Annotated in this window: 17 protein-coding genes; 15 read left to right on the forward strand and 2 right to left on the reverse strand. The window is 61.1% G+C overall.

The window, feature by feature from the left end; genetic code table 11:
* Positions 1–46: 46 nt before the first annotated feature.
* Positions 47–265 carry a hypothetical protein gene (locus AS156_RS11340; RefSeq protein WP_066503744.1) on the reverse strand — a complete coding sequence of 73 codons (219 nt, stop codon included), beginning with the start codon at positions 263–265 and terminating at the stop codon, positions 47–49.
* 381 nt (positions 266–646) lie between these two features.
* Here AS156_RS11340 and AS156_RS11345 point away from each other — a divergent pair, with 381 nt between their 5' ends.
* The 15 genes from AS156_RS11345 (at position 647) to AS156_RS40485 (ending at position 16,111) form a co-directional block, all read left to right on the forward strand.
* Positions 647–2,410 carry a relaxase/mobilization nuclease domain-containing protein gene (locus AS156_RS11345; protein ID WP_066503746.1) on the forward strand — a complete coding sequence of 588 codons (1,764 nt, stop codon included), beginning with the start codon at positions 647–649 and terminating at the stop codon, positions 2,408–2,410.
* Between the two features lie 35 nt (positions 2,411–2,445).
* Entirely contained in the window at positions 2,446–4,431 is a 1,986-nt protein-coding gene (locus tag AS156_RS11350) for a conjugal transfer protein TraG (protein WP_066503748.1), read from the forward strand.
* Positions 4,432–4,437: 6 nt separating this feature from the next.
* Positions 4,438–4,863, forward strand: a complete 426-nt coding sequence (locus AS156_RS11355) for a CopG family transcriptional regulator (RefSeq protein ID WP_066503749.1) — start codon at positions 4,438–4,440, stop codon at positions 4,861–4,863.
* Positions 4,864–4,997: 134 nt separating this feature from the next.
* A complete protein-coding gene (locus AS156_RS11360; RefSeq protein ID WP_066503750.1) occupies positions 4,998–6,332 on the forward strand; it encodes an MFS transporter in 1,335 nt (444 codons plus the stop codon).
* A gap of 227 nt (positions 6,333–6,559) precedes the next feature.
* Positions 6,560–7,474, forward strand: a complete 915-nt coding sequence (gene trbB / locus AS156_RS11365; RefSeq protein WP_066503752.1) for a P-type conjugative transfer ATPase TrbB — start codon at positions 6,560–6,562, stop codon at positions 7,472–7,474.
* Between the two features lies 1 nt (position 7,475).
* On the forward strand, positions 7,476–7,802 hold the full coding sequence (locus AS156_RS11370; protein WP_066503754.1) for a TrbC/VirB2 family type IV secretion system protein: 327 nt from the start codon (positions 7,476–7,478) through the stop codon (positions 7,800–7,802).
* The gene (locus AS156_RS11375) at positions 7,802–8,065 is read left to right on the forward strand and encodes a VirB3 family type IV secretion system protein (RefSeq protein ID WP_066503756.1); all 264 of its coding nucleotides are present in this window, start codon (positions 7,802–7,804) and stop codon (positions 8,063–8,065) included. The genes AS156_RS11370 and AS156_RS11375 overlap by 1 nt, the downstream gene beginning before the upstream one ends.
* A gap of 10 nt (positions 8,066–8,075) precedes the next feature.
* Positions 8,076–10,517: a conjugal transfer protein TrbE gene (trbE, locus tag AS156_RS11380; RefSeq protein WP_066504115.1), complete on the forward strand. Its 2,442-nt coding sequence runs from the start codon at positions 8,076–8,078 to the stop codon at positions 10,515–10,517.
* A complete protein-coding gene (gene trbJ / locus AS156_RS11385) occupies positions 10,514–11,245 on the forward strand; it encodes a P-type conjugative transfer protein TrbJ (RefSeq protein ID WP_066503758.1) in 732 nt (243 codons plus the stop codon). The genes trbE and trbJ overlap by 4 nt, the downstream gene beginning before the upstream one ends.
* A complete protein-coding gene (gene trbK-alt, locus AS156_RS40480) occupies positions 11,242–11,613 on the forward strand; it encodes a putative entry exclusion protein TrbK-alt (RefSeq protein ID WP_082747437.1) in 372 nt (123 codons plus the stop codon). Before trbJ ends, trbK-alt begins: the two co-directional genes overlap by 4 nt.
* Complete coding sequence (trbL, locus tag AS156_RS11390; RefSeq protein WP_066503760.1) at positions 11,610–12,845, forward strand: P-type conjugative transfer protein TrbL; 1,236 nt, start codon at positions 11,610–11,612, stop codon at positions 12,843–12,845. The genes trbK-alt and trbL overlap by 4 nt, the downstream gene beginning before the upstream one ends.
* Before the next feature lie 99 nt (positions 12,846–12,944).
* The gene (gene trbF, locus AS156_RS11395) at positions 12,945–13,628 is read left to right on the forward strand and encodes a conjugal transfer protein TrbF (protein ID WP_066503761.1); all 684 of its coding nucleotides are present in this window, start codon (positions 12,945–12,947) and stop codon (positions 13,626–13,628) included.
* Positions 13,625–14,659, forward strand: a complete 1,035-nt coding sequence (gene trbG, locus AS156_RS11400) for a P-type conjugative transfer protein TrbG (RefSeq protein WP_082747438.1) — start codon at positions 13,625–13,627, stop codon at positions 14,657–14,659. Before trbF ends, trbG begins: the two co-directional genes overlap by 4 nt.
* On the forward strand, positions 14,656–15,867 hold the full coding sequence (locus AS156_RS11405) for a TraB/TrbI/VirB10 family type IV secretion system protein (protein ID WP_066503763.1): 1,212 nt from the start codon (positions 14,656–14,658) through the stop codon (positions 15,865–15,867). The genes trbG and AS156_RS11405 overlap by 4 nt, the downstream gene beginning before the upstream one ends.
* 4 nt (positions 15,868–15,871) lie before the next feature.
* Positions 15,872–16,111 (forward strand): DUF2274 domain-containing protein, encoded by a 240-nt coding sequence (locus tag AS156_RS40485; protein ID WP_082747439.1) that lies wholly within the window; start codon positions 15,872–15,874, stop codon positions 16,109–16,111.
* 15 nt (positions 16,112–16,126) lie between these two features.
* Here AS156_RS40485 and AS156_RS41925 read toward each other — a convergent pair whose 3' ends face one another.
* The gene (locus tag AS156_RS41925) at positions 16,127–16,354 is read right to left on the reverse strand and encodes a hypothetical protein (RefSeq protein WP_136626141.1); all 228 of its coding nucleotides are present in this window, start codon (positions 16,352–16,354) and stop codon (positions 16,127–16,129) included.
* Positions 16,355–16,416: the final 62 nt, after the last annotated feature.

The following is a 16,416-nucleotide window of genomic DNA, read 5'->3' on the forward strand; positions in this document are numbered from 1 at the left end:
CTCTCGCGCTGGGTATATGCTGGCAATGCGCCTACCGCACGAGCTCCTATTCCGTACGCGGAACACCTTTGCGAGCTTTCGCGATCACTGCTTCGGCACGTTCGATCGCGGCACTGAACTCTGCGCTCTTCCACGTATCGACCGAATGGCCGTCATCGAACGATTCATCGGAAGCTTCCCGCGCTCGTGCGACCAACTCACGAAGCGCGGCAAGGGCTTCGGTGAGCAGTTTGGCATCCGCTCCGTTTCGGAAAGATCGCGTCACCTCTCCATCTCCATCACATCGCGATTATGGACCGTCAAGCAGTCTCGTTACAATAGATCACCGTCGCTATTGCGCCGGGTCTGATCTCGAGCGCTTCCCAAACCTCTGCTCAGGCGGCGGCGGCGCCAGGTTCTGCGCATATTCAGTTCCGCGGCAGCAGTTCGTCAATTCGGCTGACGGGACGCCGGAAGGGCGGAGAGCGAGCACGACAGGTCGACGGCGAGATAAAAGGGGCTCGCCGGTCGAACCGCAAGCCATTGACATGCCTTGGGTTCTACCGTGCCGGTCGGTCGGGGCGCGTGCCGCGCCTTGCATTTTGACGAATGCAATCAAAGGTTCTTTCGGCACGGCGTGCGCTCTTGCTTGCTGGGAGGTCCGGTCATGACCGCAGGCGACAGCGATCTGCGTGTTCGGCCCGGGCGCATCCGCAGTACGCGCGCGCCGAAGCAAAAGAGCTTCTTCAACCAGGTGTTGCGCGCAGCAAAGAAAGCCGGACACACCTCGGGACAGGCCGCGGCTGGTAGGCGTTCTGTGGCCTATGGGCGCTCGACGTTTGGCCGCGGCCGGCTCGCCTTTAGTCGCTGCCGGTTGTTCAGCCCGGCAAGGCGCGTCGTGGTGAAAGCGCGCGTTGTTCGCCACAAAGGGCGAGCCTTCCGCTCAGCGCCACTGACCGCCCATCTGTCATATTTGAAGCGCGATGGCGTGACTCGAAGCGGCGGGAGGGCCGAGATGTTCGATGCCCGCAGCGACCGTGCTGACGGCGCGACGTTCGCGGAACGCTGCAAGGACGACCGCCACCATTTCCGGTTCATTGTCTCGCCCGAAGACGCTGGCGACATGACCGATCTCAAGGCCTTCACCCGCGACCTTGCTAAGCAGATGGAGACCGATATCGGCACGCGGCTGGATTGGGTGGCCGTTGATCACTGGAACACGGACAACCCTCACGTCCATCTTCTCGTTCGGGGCATAGATGAGGAGGGAGCCGATCTGGTGATCTCCCGCGACTACATCAGCCGGGGTCTACGTTCGCGCGCCGAGGAACTTGCCGCCATTGAACTAGGTCCGAAACCGGAGCATGAAGTCCGTATTTCGCTGGAGAAGGAAGTCACGGCAGAGCGATGGACGCGGCTCGATCAGGAGATACGACTGGCAGCCGACGAAACCGGCTATATCGATCTGCGTCCTGAGAATCCCGGCAGGTCCGATCCCGAGATCCGCCGCTTGATGGTCGGCCGCCTTCAGCATCTGGAGAAGACCGGCCTCGCTGCACCCGCGGCACCAGGGGAATGGACGGTCGGGCTTGAGGCTGAGCGTAGTCTGCGCGACCTCGGTATGCGCGGCGACATCATCAAGACGATGCACCGCGCCTTTACCGAGCGTGGGGAACCGCGCGGTGTTGCCGACTTCGTCATCGAAAGTGGACAACCGGCGTCCCAGATCATCGGACGGCTGGTCGATCGGGGATTGCATGACGAACTGACTGGCGAGGCCTTCGTCCTGATCGACGGAACGGATGGACGTGCACACCACGTTCGCTTCCGTGGAATCGAGGCCTTCGAATATGCACCACCGACCGGTGGTATCGTCGAAGTCCGGCGCTTCGGTCCTGCCGGCGATCCGCGCCCCACCTTGGTCCTCGCGACCCGTTCCGATCTCGATCTTGCTGAGCAGGTCGCCGCGAAAGGCGCGACCTGGCTTGACCACCGCCTGGTCGAACGCGAGCCCATGCCGCTCGCCACGGGTGGTTTCGGCCGCGAGACTCGCGACGCCATGGAAGCCCGTACCGAGCATCTGATTCAGGAGGGGCTGGCGCGGCGGCAGGGCCAGCGCATCATCCTGCAGCGCGACCTGCTGAACACGCTCCGCCGACGCGAACTGGACGAACTGGCAGCAAAAGTCTCGGCCGACACCGGCCTGCCTCATATGAAGGCTGCTTCCGGAGAGCATGTATCGGGCGTCTATCGCCAACGCATCACAGTCGCCTCGGGTCGCTTCGCCATGGTCGATAACGGACTTGGCTTTCAGCTCGTGCCTTGGTCTCGCGAACTGGAAAAGCGGCTGGGCAAGCACGTCACCGGCGTCGTGAAGGACGGCGGCGGCATCGAATGGGGTTTTGGTCGGAAACGCGACCTCGGCCTCTAGCTATCTCACCATTTCAGCTCGGAAAGGCGTTCGGGATGTCCGGAACCAAAATCCTTTGGGGACAGGTGATCGTGGTCGGCCTGATCGTTTTGCTCGCAATCTGGGGAGCAACCGAGTGGACGGCTTGGCGGCTTGCATACCAACCGGAGCTCGGGCGGCCCTGGCTCGAACTGTCGGGCTTCAAAGTCTATTGCCCGCCCATCTTTTTCTGGTGGTGGTTCGTCTACGATGCCTATGCACCAGAGGTCTTTGTCGAAGGTGCCTTCATCGCAGCCTCGGGGACCTTCGTTTCGATTGCGGTTGCGATCGGCATGTCGGTTTGGCGAGCGCGCGAAGCCAAGAACGTCGAGACCTATGGTTCGGCGCGCTGGGCCGATGTGCGCGAGGTGAAAGCGGCGGGACTTCTCGGTCCGGATGGCGTGGTGCTGGGCAAGCTCGACCGCGACTACCTTCGTCATGATGGACCAGAACACGTGTTGTGTTTTGCGCCCACCCGGTCGGGTAAAGGTGTCGGCCTTGTCGTTCCATCGTTGCTGGCTTGGCCCGGCTCGGCCATCGTCCACGACATCAAGGGCGAGAACTGGCAGCTGACCGCGGGCTTTCGTTCGCGGCATGGCCGTGTCCTGTTGTTCGATCCCACCAACCCAAAATCCTCGGCCTACAACCCGCTGCTCGAGGTCCGGCGCGGCGAGTGGGAGGTTCGTGACGTGCAGAACGTCGCTGACGTCCTGGTCGACCCCGAAGGATCCCTCGATAAGCGGAACCATTGGGAGAAGACCAGCCATTCGCTGCTGGTCGGCGCCATCCTCCACGTCCTCTATGCTGAGGCGGACAAGACTTTGGCAGGTGTGGCCGCCTTTCTGTCCGACCCGAAGCGGCCGATTGAGGCGACGTTGAAGGCGATGATGACCACGCCGCACCTTGGTGAGCAGGGGTCTCACCCCGTGGTCGCCTCGACTGCGCGCGAACTCCTAAATAAATCCGAGAACGAACGCTCAGGGGTCCTATCCACGGCGATGTCGTTCCTCGGGCTTTACCGAGATCCGGTCGTGGCTCAGGTGACCCGCCGTTGCGACTGGCGAATCGCCGACCTGATTACGGATGCCAGCCCGACGACCCTTTACCTCGTAGTGCCGCCCTCCGATATCTCACGGACCAAACCATTGATCCGCCTGGTGCTGAACCAGATTGGCCGTCGCCTGACCGAGGACCTGCATGCCCACGACCGCCGGCATCGCATCCTGATGATGCTTGATGAGTTCCCGGCGCTGGGGCGGCTTGATTTCTTCGAGTCTGCACTCGCCTTCATGGCGGGGTATGGCATCAAGAGTTTCTTGATCGCGCAATCGCTCAATCAGATCGAGAAGGCCTACGGGCCCAATAACGCGATCCTCGACAACTGCCACGTGCGCGTCAGCTTCGCAACCAATGACGAGCGGACCGCCAAGCGGGTGTCCGACGCGCTGGGCACGGCGACTGAGATGCGGGCGATGAAGAATTATGCTGGGCACAGATTGAACCCCTGGCTGGGGCACCTCATGGTCTCGCGGCAGGAGACGGCGAGGCCGCTCTTGACGCCTGGCGAGGTCATGCAGCTTCCGTCGATGGACGAGATCGTCATGGTGGCGGGCGCGCCGCCGATCCGGGCAAGGAAGGTCCGCTATTATGAGGATCAGCGGTTTACAGAGCGTGTCTTGCCGCCACCCGATCCGCCGGCATCCGGGCGATCATCGCGAACGGACGGATGGTCAACGCTTGAAAAGCTGGAGCCGGCGCCGCTTCCAGGTGACAGGGGGAAAGGAGAGGAAGACACCGCGAACAGCGGTCTCCGTCGCGAGCCCGAACTCCCCGATCACGTCGCAATCGTCAAGGAGAAAACCGAACCGACGCCGGCAGAAGAATTTTCCGTCGTTCTTGACGACGACGAGGATGCGGTCCGCCAGTCCCGGCTCATACGCAAACAGATGCGCGGTGTCGCGCGTCAAGTCGCCATGGATCCGAATGACGGTATGGAGCTCTGAGGAAATATGCGCGACCGGATGAACGTATATTTCCCGCCCGAGCTTCTGAAACAGATCGCGGATCTGGCGGACCGTAAGAACCTTTCCCGGTCTGCAATCGTTGAAGCGGCTGTCGCTTCATTTCTGTCGCCGGACGGCGCGGACAGGCGGGAGGCAGCGTTCACTCGGCGTCTGGACCGGCTGTCACGTCAGATGCAGAGGCTGGAGCGTGACGTCGGTCTGACGGCCGAGACTTTGGCCCTCTTCATTCGCTTCTGGTTGACGGTCACGCCACCGTTACCCAACGACGCGCAGGCGGCCGCGCAGCTTAAGGGCAGGGAACGTTTTGAAGGATTCGTCGAGGCGCTCGGCCGCCGGTTGCAAAAAGGGCAGAGCTTCCTGCGTGAGATTCCAGAAGAGATCGTCCGTCAGGAAACAGTCGGCGAAAGCTGACTGAGGCCCTCGGCACCTTATCGCGCCGGCCCCTCCTTTTTCTACGCCAGCCTACGACCGCAGCAATTTAGCCGAGCCGACAAAAAGCTGGACGCGCTATCGGCCCGAATGAGCTGAGAGCAAAAGGGGCCAGCATGCAAATCTCAATAGCATGGAGTCGAACTGCGCGCGTTTTTCTGCCTTTTGCTGCTGGATACTATCTTTCGTACCTGTTTCGAACAATCAACGCTTTGATCGCCGACCACCTCAGCTCGGATACCGGGCTTGGGACTGCTGATCTCGGGTTGCTTACGTCAGTCCATTTCCTCATTTTCGCGGTGGCTCAGATCCCCATCGGCATATTGTTGGACCGCTTTGGTCCGCGTCGCGTCCAGAGCACTCTGCTCTTGCTCGCCGCGATGGGGACCGGACTATTCGCGGTATCGTCAGGTTTCCTGTCACTTTTGATTGCGCGTGCAATGATCGGGCTCGGTGTGGCGGCGTCGCTCGCAGCAGGGCTGAAGTCCATCGTTCTTTGGTTTCCCAGGGAACGAGTTGCCTTGCTTAACGGCTACATGATCATGCTGGGATCGCTCGGAGCGGTGACCGCTACGGCTCCTGTCGAACACCTCCTCGCTTGGATGGGGTGGCGGCAGCTCTTTGAGATCCTGGCGGCCGCTACCGGTGCGACGGCCATCCTCATCTATGTCGTGGTTCCTGAACGAGGCATTGTCCCATCGACAGCGTCAAGTCCAATCACCCTTAGCTCCGTTTTCGCCGATAGGCGTTTCTGGCGTATTGCTCCGTTGTCGGCGACTTGCATTGGATCGGCCTGGTCCCTCCAGGGGTTATGGGCATCGCCGTGGCTGTCAGACGTAGAGGGGCTCGATCGCGCAAATCTCGTCAGGCAGCTCTTCCTAATATCGATAGGACTTTGTGGCGGTGCCTGGTTGTTCGGTACGACGGTCCATCATATCAAACGAAGAGAAATCGGGGCGGAGACGATATTAGCGATGGTTGCGGTGCTGTTTATCGCAGCCGAGTTGGCCTTGATCCTGCGAGTGCCTCTGCCGTCCATCTTGCCCTGGTCCATTGTCGCAATTGTCGGAACGGCAACTGTGGTCAGCTTTGCGGTGATAGCGGATTACTTTCCGCTAGAGTTTGCCGGTCGTGCCAACGGCGCCTTGAACGTTCTGCATTTCGGTTGGGCATTTCTCGCACAGTACGCAACGGGCCTTATCCTGGAGCAATGGTTCACGATCGATGGACATAGGCCCATCGTCGCCTATCAAGTCGCGTTCGGTCTCAACGTGGCAGTGCAGGTCGTGGCATTAGTCTGGTTCGCGCTTCCCTGGATCAGACGCTCCGCTTCGTGGATGAGACCGTTTTTCTTCTTCCCGCCGGCTAACATTTCCGACGCCGTCGAGCCGGTTGGTTTGTATGAGAGTTCGGTCGTACTGATTCCTGCGGATGACGATGGGGAGTGGTGAGCAGCGGCTCACGGCGAGCTATCCGATCGCGTAGGTCTCAAATTTCAGTTCAGCGGACTTTCTTTTTCTACGCCGGTCTACGATCACCGAAAGGGCTTGTTGCGCCAAGTCCGTTGGTGCCTTTGTAGTTATCCCATCTGAGGGTGCTCTGTGGACGCCCTCGTTCGGTGGGGACAGCGGTGGCAATCCATTCCGTTCAATCGGAAGCGAATTCGCGCGGTGCGAGAATGCTGCGTAGCGCACTTGGCGCGGCGATTGCCGGCTACCTCGAAGATGAGACGATTATCGAGGTCATGCTCAATCCAGATGGGCGGCTGTGGATTGACCGGTTGTCAAATGGCCTGATCGACACCGGCGAAACTCTGTCCGCAGCGGATGGCGAGCGCATTGTTCGCCTGGTGGCGCATCACGTCGGTGCCGAAGTGCATGCCGGCGCGCCACGGGTTTCTGCCGAACTGCCTGGCACCGGGGAGCGCTTCGAAGGTCTCTTGCCTCCGGTCGTTGCTGCACCGGCTTTTGCTATCCGCAAGCCTGCGGTCGCGGTGTTTACGCTCGACGACTACGTAGCCAAGGAGATCATGACCTCGGAGCAGGCCAGGATCCTGAAGAGCGCGGTCGCCGCGCGCAAGAACATCCTCGTCGCCGGTGGGACATCGACGGGCAAGACAACGTTGACAAATGCGCTGTTGGCCGAGGTCGCGAAGACTTCCGATCGGGTCGTGCTGATCGAGGATACCCGAGAACTCCAGTGCAAAGCGCCAAATCTCGTAGCTTTGCGGACAAAAGATGGTGTCGCCACACTATCAGATCTCGTTCGGTCCTCGCTGCGACTGCGTCCGGATCGTATCCCGATCGGCGAGGTCCGCGGTGCAGAAGCACTCGATCTGCTCAAGGCCTGGGGCACCGGACACCCCGGCGGCATCGGCACCATTCATGCGGGCACCGCGCTCGGTGCACTGCGTCGGCTCGAGCAACTCATCCAGGAAGCGGTCATCACGGTTCCGCGCGCCCTGATCGCCGAGACCATCAACCTCGTTGCTGTGCTTGCGGGGCGCGGTGCTGACCGTCGCCTCGCTGAGCTCGCCCTCGTCAAGGGGCTTAGTGCTGCCGGCGACTACAGCCTTTCATCAGCAGGAGACTGACATGCGTCAGCAATTTCGCTTTCTTCGGGATGCGGCCTCGCTTGCCGCGTTCGGCACGGTTCTTTTGGCGGCGGCGCCGGCAAGGGCGGCTGGCTCGAACATGCCGTGGGAGCAGCCGCTCAATCAGATCCTGCAATCGGTAGAAGGCCCGGTCGCCAAGATCATCGCCGTCATCATTATCGTCGTGACCGGGCTGACGCTCGCGTTCGGAGATTCGTCGGGCGGTTTCCGTAGACTGATCCAGATCGTGTTCGGTCTATCGATTGCGTTCGCGGCGTCGAGTTTCTTCCTGTCGTTCTTCTCCTTCGGAGGCGGTGTGGTGATTTGATGGATGAACCTGTCGTCGGCTTCCTCGTGCCCGTTCACCGTGCTCTGACCGAACCAATCCTGATGGGTGGAGCACCTCGGTCGGTCGCGATTGTCAACGGCACACTTGCCGCGGCCCTTGGGCTTGGATTGCGGCTCTGGATCGCGGGTCTCGTCCTCTGGTTCCTCGGCCATATGGCCGCCGTCTGGGCCGCCAAGCGCGATTCAGCCTTTGTCGATGTGGTGCGCCGACATCTGCGCATTCCCGGTCATCTCAACGTCTGAGCCCTTGATCATGATGAATCTCACCGAATATCGCCATTCTAACGCCCGGCTCGCCGACTTCCTGCCTTGGGCTGCCCTCGTCGACGAGGGAATCGTCTTGAACAAGGATGGCTCGTTCCAGCGGACAGCTAAATTCCGGGGACCTGACCTCGACAGCGCGGTGCCGGCCGAACTTGTCGCCGTCGCCGGCCGTTTGAACAACGCCTTGCGGCGGCTGGGATCGGGCTGGGCCGTATTTGTTGAAGCGCAGCGTCATTTTGCGGGCGCCTACCCGCCGAATAGCTTTCCGGATGTCGCGTCAGCGCTGGTCGATGCCGAACGCAAGGCTCAGTTTGAAGAGGCAGGCGCCCACTACGAGTCCAGCTATTTCCTGACCTTCCTCTATCTACCGCCTGAGGAGGGGGCCGCGAGAGCAGAACGATTGCTCTATGAGGGCCGCGATCGCGCCGTTGGAGCCGACGCGCGCGAGCTGCTTCGTGGATTTGTCGATCAGAGCAATCGCGTGCTGCAGCTCGTTGAAGGGTTCATGCCCGAATGCGCCTGGCTCGATGATCAGGACATGCTGACCTACCTGCACTCAACGATTTCGACCAAGCGTCATCGCGTTCGAGTGCCGGAAATTCCCATGTACATCGATGCGCTGTTGGCCGACCAGCCGCTGACCGGCGGGCTCGAGCCGATGCTGGGTTCGGCCAATGTCCGGGTTCTGACGATCGTCGGCTTTCCGGGCGCGACGACGCCGGGGATTCTGGACGACCTGAATCGCCTCGCATTCTCGTATCGCTGGTCGACCCGCGCGATCATGCTCGACAAGACTGATGCCACGAAGCTGCTGACCAAGATTCGCCGCCAGTGGTTCGCGAAGAGAAAGTCCATCGGCGCCATTCTCAAGGAGGTCATGACCAACGAGGCGTCAACGCTGCTTGATACTGACGCTCACAACAAGGCGCTGGACGCCGATGCGGCGCTGCAGGAACTCGGTTCGGATCAGATTGGTCAAGCCTTCGTCACGGCGACCATCACCGTGTGGGACGGCAATCCCCATGCGGCAGATGAAAAGCTCCGCCTGGTCGAGAAGGTCATCCAGGGGCGCGATTTTACCTGCATGATCGAGACGGTGAACGCCGTTGAAGCCTGGCTCGGCAGCCTACCCGGGCACGTCTACGCCAACGTGCGGCAGCCGCCGATTTCGACCCTCAACCTCGCCCATATAATTCCGATGTCGGCCGTATGGGCAGGTGAGACGAGGGATTTGCACTTCAACGGGCCGCCCCTCCTGTTCGGCAAGACCGAGGGATCGACCCCGTTCCGATTCTCCCTCCACGTCGGTGATGTCGGACATACTCTCGTGGTGGGGCCGACAGGGGCTGGCAAGTCCGTGTTGCTGGCACTGATGGCGCTGCAGTTCCGCCGCTACCCGGATGCTCAGGTCTTTGCGTTCGATTTCGGTGGTTCGATCCGGGCGGCCGCGCTCGCGATGGGCGGCGACTGGCATGATCTCGGCGGCGCATCGTCAGACGGAGACGCCCAACCGGTTGCGCTGCAGCCGCTGGCCTGGATCGACGATCCTTCCGAGCGTGGATGGGCCACGGAATGGATCGGCGCGATCCTTGCGCGGGAAAAAATCGAGATCACGCCGGAGGTCAAGGATCATCTGTGGTCGGCTCTGACGTCGCTCGCCTCGGCGCCGATGCAGGAGCGCACCCTGACGGGCCTATCGGTCCTGCTGCAATCGAACTCCCTGAAACGCGCGCTGCAACCCTATTGCCTGGGCGGCTCCTCCGGGCGCCTGCTTGATGCCGAATTCGAACGGTTGGGCGAGGCCTCGGTCCAGGCGTTTGAGACTGAAGGGCTAATTGGGACGAGCGCAGCGCCTGCCGTGCTGGCGTATCTCTTCCATCGTATCGGGGACCGCCTCGATGGCCGGCCGACACTCCTGATTGTCGATGAAGGTTGGCTTGCCCTCGACGACGATGATTTTGCCGGTCAGCTCCGCGAATGGCTGAAGACGCTGCGAAAAAAGAATGCGTCTGTCATCTTCGCCACCCAATCGCTTTCGGACATTGATGGCTCCGCGATCGCGCCGGCGATCATCGAAAGCTGCCCAACGCGCCTGTTGCTGCCGAACGAGCGGGCGATTGAACCACAGATTACTGCCATCTATCGCCGCTTCGGCCTCAATGACCGGCAGATCGAGCTTCTGAGCCGGGCAACGCCAAAGCGCGACTACTACTGTCAATCGCGTCGCGGCAACCGGATGTTCGAACTTGGCCTTGGTGATGTCGCGCTCGCATTTACCGCCGCCTCTTCCAAGACAGACCAGGCTGCGATCGCGCGGCTCCTCGCCGAACACGGACCTGACGGGTTCGTGCCGGCCTGGCTCCAGCACCGTGGAGTCGCCTGGGCCGTAGACTTGATCCCCAATCTTGCAAATGTGGAGAAATCGCTATGAGGCGTCTTGGCCTATTGGCGGCCGCTGGCACCATTGCGCTGGTGCTTGGCGTCGCGGTGCCCGCACGGGCGCTCATCGTCTTTGATCCCAACAACTACGTTCAGAATGTCCTGACCGCTGCGCGGGAGCTCCAGCAGATCAACAACCAGATCACCTCGTTGCAGAACGAGGCGCAGATGTTGATTAACCAGGCAAGGAATCTGGCAAACTTGCCGTATTCATCGCTGCAGCAACTGCAATCGTCGATCCAGCGCACCCAGCAATTGCTGAGCCAAGCCCAGCGGATCGCCTACGATGTTCAGCAGATCGATCGCGCGTTCTCGACCAGCTATGCGCCGGTCACCGGCAGCCAGTCCAGCCAATTGCTGGTCACAAACGCTCAATCGCGGTGGCAAAATACTTATGCGGCAACGCAAGACGCGCTCCGGGTTCAGGCCGGCATCGTTGGCAACCTGGACACCAATCGAGTCCAAACGTCCGCACTCGTAACCTCAAGCCAAGGCGCCAGCGGTGCCTTGCAGGCAACGCAGGCCGGCAATCAGATTCTCGCGCTGAGCGCGCAGCAGCTCGCCGACCTCACCGCAGTCATGACCGCACAAGGTCGGGCGCAGAGTCTTGAAGTGGCGCAGCGCGCCGCGGCCCAAGACCAGGGCCGAGAACAGCTCCGACGGTTTTTGACACCGGGCCAGGGCTATCAATCCCAAGACGTGCGGATGTTCCACCAATGACCGACGTAAACGCATTCAAAGCGTTGTCGCTGCTTACGACAATCGGCGTATTGGTCGTCGCTGCCTGCACGATTCAGCTTCGTGGAGGCGACGATTCGCCGCCGCAGCCGAAGACAGCGCAGACGACAGATGCAACCAGTTCCGACCTCGTGCGCTGCCGCGGTGTCACCTCGGAGGAAATGGCGGCTTACCGGCATTGTAAGCAAGTTTGGGACGAAAACCGGCGTCGTTTCTTTGGCAAGACAGATGGTGCCGCAGTTCCTGGCCACGATGATTCCGCCGCGAGCGTAGCGCCCACCCCAAAGGATCAGAGCCGGATCCTGCAAGGATATCCGCCCCTGGCAACACCTGAGGCGAGCAAGCCATGACTGGGAGCGGGATTATCGACCAGTTCCTGGAAACGTTTACGCGCTATATCGATAACGGCTTCGGGCTGCTGGGTAGCGATGTCGGATATCTCGCGACGACCCTCGCCGCAATCGACATTACGCTCGCCGCGTTGTTCTGGAGTTGGGGAACGGACGAGGACGTTATCGCGCGCCTCGTCAAGAAGACGCTCTTCGTCGGCGTCTTTGCCTACCTCATCGGCAACTGGAACAGCCTCGCACGTATCGTCTTCGAAAGCTTTGCCGGTCTTGGGCTGAAAGCGTCCGGCTCGAGCTTATCTGCGTCGGATTTCCTGCGACCAGGGAAGATCGCTCAAGTCGGTCTCGACGCCGGCCGACCGTTGCTCGATTCGATCTCGAATCTGATGGGTTACATCAGTTTCTTCGAGAATTTCGTCCAGATCGTCGTTCTCCTGTTCGCCTGGGTCGTGGTGCTACTCGCCTTCTTCATTCTGGCGGTCCAGCTCTTCGTGACCCTGATCGAGTTCAAGCTGACGACGCTGGCGGGCTTCGTGCTCATTCCTTTCGGCTTGTTTGGCAAGACCGCGTTCGCGGCAGAGCGGGTGTTGGGCAATGTCATATCATCCGGAATCAAGGTCTTGGTCCTGGCCGTCATCCTCGGCATTGGATCGACCCTGTTCTCTCAGTTCACCTCTGGCTTTGCTGGCGGCCAGCCAACCATCGAAGACGCGATGACGCTGGTCCTTGCGGCGCTCTCCTTGCTCGGCCTCGGCATCTTCGGTCCGGGAATCGCAAACGGCCTGGTCTCTGGCGGACCGCAGCTCGGCGCCGGTGCCGCGGCCGGTACGGGACTTGCCGCTGGCGGTGTCGTTGCCGCCGGTGCAGGCCTCGCCGTCGCAGGTGCTGGTCTCGCTGGCGGCGCGATTGCAGGCGCCGCGCGCGGTGGCGGCGCCGTCTTGAGTGGAGCATCCGCCGCCTATCGAAGTGGCGGCCTTGCTGGCGTCGCGGAGGCGGGCGCTTCGGCGGCCATGAGCCCGTTGCGTCGCGCAGCGGCTACGCTTGGCGGCAGTGGGCAAGCGGGCGAGCGAGCCGCAAGCACTTTGGCAGAAGGGAAAGCGCAGCCCGATTGGGCGCGGCGCATGAAAAGCGCCCATATCATTCGGCGTAGTGTGTCGACAGCCGGCCGCGCGGTCCGCTCCGGCGACCACGCTGCCAGCGGCTCCTCCGTCGACTTGTCCGAAGGAGAGCGCTGACACGCGGCATGCGCCTTACCACACACCGCGGGCCGATGCCTCAATCCCGGACACCGCACAACTCGAAACCAATCATTTGATCTCAGGGGGCAGTTATCAATGTTCAAACGACCATCCGTTCACTACGGGCGCATGCCCGTACCGATTACGCCTTACCAAAAGGCTGCGCAGGTTTGGGACGAACGCATTGGGTCTGCCCGCGTGCAGGCCAAAAACTGGCGCTTGATGGCGTTCGGCTGCTTGATGCTGTCCGCCGGCCTTGCCGGGGGCCTCGTCTGGCATTCCAGCCGAGGATCGATCACGCCTTGGGTGGTTGAAGTCGATCATCTCGGTCAGGCCCAGAGGGTTGCGCCCGCCAACATCGACTATCAGCCGACCGACGCGCAGATCGCCTACCACCTCGCGCGCTTTATCGAGGATGTCAGAGGCCTGCCCTCCGACGGTATTGTTCTGCGCCAAAACTGGCTTAGGGCGTACGATTTTACGACCGATCGCGGCGCCGCCGCGCTCAATGACTATGCGCGCAACAATGACCCCTTTGCCAGGTTGGGCAAGGCGCAGATCTCCGTGGACGTCTCCAGCGTCATTCGCGCGTCTTCTGAAAGCTTTCGGGTCGCGTGGACGCAACGCAGCTACGATAACGGCGCGTTGAGTTCGACCGAGCGCTGGACTGCGATTCTCACCATCGTGATCGAGACGCCGCGCGACGCCGAACGCCTACGCAAGAATCCCCTTGGCATCTACGTCCGCGCCATCAACTGGTCAAAGGAGTTGGGTCAGTGACCAAGACGCCGTCTGACACTCATTCGAAACTTGCTATCTCGCACAGCAGGCTAAATTTTCCTAGGTCCGCGTTCGTGACTTCGAAGCGAGCAATTCTGGCCGCTCTTCTGCTTTGTTCATCGGCGCTCGGTGGGTGTGCGACCTACATTCCGCCGCAGATCAGTTATGACGCCGAAGTCCCTTCGTTGCCGACGCCTTCAGCGCCTCTCGACGACACATCGCGACCGCTTCACGTTCCACCGCTCTGGAAGCCGGCGCTCGGCGGCAAGTCGGGAGGAAAAGAAGACCCCGAACCTGTGAGCCGGGTTGAGGCGGCGAACAGCGCGGCCCGAGTCGAACCGCGCAAGCGGGGGTATTTCAATGCAGCGCAAATCTACGCTTACAGTCCCGGGGCGCTTTATCAGATTTACGCTGCACCGGGGCAGATCACGGATATTGCGCTCGAGGAAGGAGAGCAGTTGACGGGATCCGGACCGATCGCGGCTGGTGACACCGTCCGCTGGGTCGTGGGCGATACTGAGAGCGGGAGTGGCGACACGCGGCGGGTCCATATCCTGGTCAAGCCGACCCGCGCATCGATCGAAACCAATCTTGTCATCAATACCGACCGGCGCACCTACCTGATAGAGCTTCGCTCTCGCGAACGACCATACATGCCATCCGTCGCCTGGTACTATCCGGAAACCGTGCGCGAACGATCGCGTTCAGTTGCCCTGAGACCCGTTCTTCCGGATCAGGCGCACCGCATCGCCCGCTACGCGATTGAAGGGGACAGCCCGCCCTGGCGACCGGTCGCTGCATATGACGATGGCCGCAAGGTCTATGTCGAATTCCCGCAGGGGATCGTGCAGGGTGAGATGCCACCGCTGTTCGTCATCGGACCTGACGGCAAGACCGAACTCGTCAATTATCGCGCCTACGGCAACGTGTTGATTGTCGACCGGCTGTTTGCAGCCGCCGAACTCCGGCTCGGCGGCGAGCATCCGCAGAAGGTCAGAATTGTCAGGACTGACGGGAGGCCGTCGTCATGAATACCTCAAATGGAAACGAACACGAACGAGCCACTCCGCCGCAGACACAAGACCAGCAATCCAGCAGCTTTCGGTTGAGGGCAGAGCGTCCGCGTGTGACGCGGTTATCCCGTAAAGTCCTGGCGGGAGGGAGTGCTGTTGCATTGCTCGTTATCGGCGGAGCCGTCTTGTGGTCGCTGCAGAACAATCGTCCTCGAAACCAAGCGGCCGATGAGCTCTACAGCACCGACCATCACAACGTTGCCGACGGCATTACCACGCTGCCGAAGGACTACACCGGCGTTCCACATCAACCGATACCGCAGCTTGGTCCGCCGCTTCCTGGGGACCTCGGTCGACCGATCCTCGCGGCTCAGGGCCCGTCGCCGACGATCGGCGGTGATCCTGACCAACAGCGCCGGGACCAGGAGACCGAAGCAGCCCGTATCAGCCATTTGTTCGCTTCGAGCAGCGGGAGAGAAATGCGGCCGACCTCAGCTACCGCTCCGGGAAGCGACCGTGTCCTGGCACCGAGCTCAACGAGCACCAGCGGCGACGGATCTGCGCAGAACGGTCAAGATACGAAACTCGCCTTCGTGAACGCATCCGTAGATCGCCGCACAGTGAGTCCTGACCGCATCACTAAGCCAGCTTCGCCGTATCTCTTGCAGGCTGGCACTGTGATTCCCGGTGCCCTGATCACAGGAATCAGATCGGACCTTCCAGGTCAGGTCACGGCGCAGGTGACGGAGAATCTCTACGATACTCCCACCGGACGGTTCTTGCTTGTACCCCAGGGGGCCCGCTTGATCGGTATCTATGACAGCCAGGTCGCCTTCGGCCAGTCCCGCGTGCTGCTGGTTTGGACCCGTCTGATCATGCCCAACGGTCGCTCGATCGTACTTGAGCGACAGCCTGGTGCGGACAACGCAGGTTATGCAGGTCTGGAAGACCAAGTCGACAATCATTGGGGCGAGTTGTTTAAGGCAGCCGCCCTATCGACTTTGCTTGCTGTCGGAACAGAGCTTGGCTCCGGCTCCGACACGAACAGCAACGACAGCGCAATTATCCAGGCGTTGCGGCACGGTGCAGGCGATTCGTTGAACCAAACTGGCCAGCAAGTCGTTCGGCGCAGTCTCAACATCCAGCCGACATTGACCATCCGTCCAGGTTTTCCGGTTCGGGTGATTGTCAACCGCGATCTTCAGCTCGAACCATACAAAGGATGATGCCGTGCCAAAGCTTAGAATCTCGGAAATTCCCAGTGACAGGCCAGTCAGAGTAACTGCCGAACTGCCCGCGGCGGTTCATCGCGATCTTCTCGCATACGCGGAAGCGCTAGCGCGTGAGACCGGTCAGGCGATTGATCCACTTAAACTGATTGCGCCGATGCTCGGGCGTTTTATGGCCACTGATCGTGGCTTCACGAAACTGAGGCGTCTATCTCAGGCACGCGATACGAGCGTTGGATAGCGTTCGGTCAGCAAGTCAATAAAAATTGAACACGTGGGGTTCTTCGTTCTCTGCTCCCCAGTGGGCGAAATGATCGATGCCATGATCGTGGCCAATCAGGATGTTGCCGAGGTCGAGAAGACAGCGCGCCGAAGGTCCCTCGCCGAACATGAAAACCAAGCAGTCTCCACTCCGCACGCGTCGCAATGTATCGCTCACGGGTTGCGGGAACGCTGGGCGCTCGATCGCGAGCACGGCAGGCACGATGTCGTTCTCGCCGGACCCGCCGAGAACGCGGCAAGTTTGCATTTTCCTCCGCCAAGTCG

The organism is Bradyrhizobium macuxiense, from assembly GCF_001542415.1.
Taxonomy (GTDB): domain Bacteria; phylum Pseudomonadota; class Alphaproteobacteria; order Rhizobiales; family Xanthobacteraceae; genus Bradyrhizobium; species Bradyrhizobium macuxiense.

What these genes read in the sequence shown, in the direction of transcription:
- AS156_RS11345 (WP_066503746.1), top strand. Translation starts at nt 647, where the DNA reads ATGACCGCAGGCGACAGCGATCTGCGTGTTCGGCCCGGGCGCATCCGC.
- AS156_RS11350 (WP_066503748.1), top strand. Translation starts at nt 2,446, where the DNA reads ATGTCCGGAACCAAAATCCTTTGGGGACAGGTGATCGTGGTCGGCCTG.
- AS156_RS11355 (WP_066503749.1), top strand. Translation starts at nt 4,438, where the DNA reads ATGCGCGACCGGATGAACGTATATTTCCCGCCCGAGCTTCTGAAACAG.
- AS156_RS11360 (WP_066503750.1), top strand. Translation starts at nt 4,998, where the DNA reads ATGCAAATCTCAATAGCATGGAGTCGAACTGCGCGCGTTTTTCTGCCT.
- trbB (WP_066503752.1), top strand. Translation starts at nt 6,560, where the DNA reads ATGCTGCGTAGCGCACTTGGCGCGGCGATTGCCGGCTACCTCGAAGAT.
- AS156_RS11370 (WP_066503754.1), top strand. Translation starts at nt 7,476, where the DNA reads ATGCGTCAGCAATTTCGCTTTCTTCGGGATGCGGCCTCGCTTGCCGCG.
- AS156_RS11375 (WP_066503756.1), top strand. Translation starts at nt 7,802, where the DNA reads ATGGATGAACCTGTCGTCGGCTTCCTCGTGCCCGTTCACCGTGCTCTG.
- trbE (WP_066504115.1), top strand. Translation starts at nt 8,076, where the DNA reads ATGATGAATCTCACCGAATATCGCCATTCTAACGCCCGGCTCGCCGAC.
- trbJ (WP_066503758.1), top strand. Translation starts at nt 10,514, where the DNA reads ATGAGGCGTCTTGGCCTATTGGCGGCCGCTGGCACCATTGCGCTGGTG.
- trbK-alt (WP_082747437.1), top strand. Translation starts at nt 11,242, where the DNA reads ATGACCGACGTAAACGCATTCAAAGCGTTGTCGCTGCTTACGACAATC.
- trbL (WP_066503760.1), top strand. Translation starts at nt 11,610, where the DNA reads ATGACTGGGAGCGGGATTATCGACCAGTTCCTGGAAACGTTTACGCGC.
- trbF (WP_066503761.1), top strand. Translation starts at nt 12,945, where the DNA reads ATGTTCAAACGACCATCCGTTCACTACGGGCGCATGCCCGTACCGATT.
- AS156_RS11405 (WP_066503763.1), top strand. Translation starts at nt 14,656, where the DNA reads ATGAATACCTCAAATGGAAACGAACACGAACGAGCCACTCCGCCGCAG.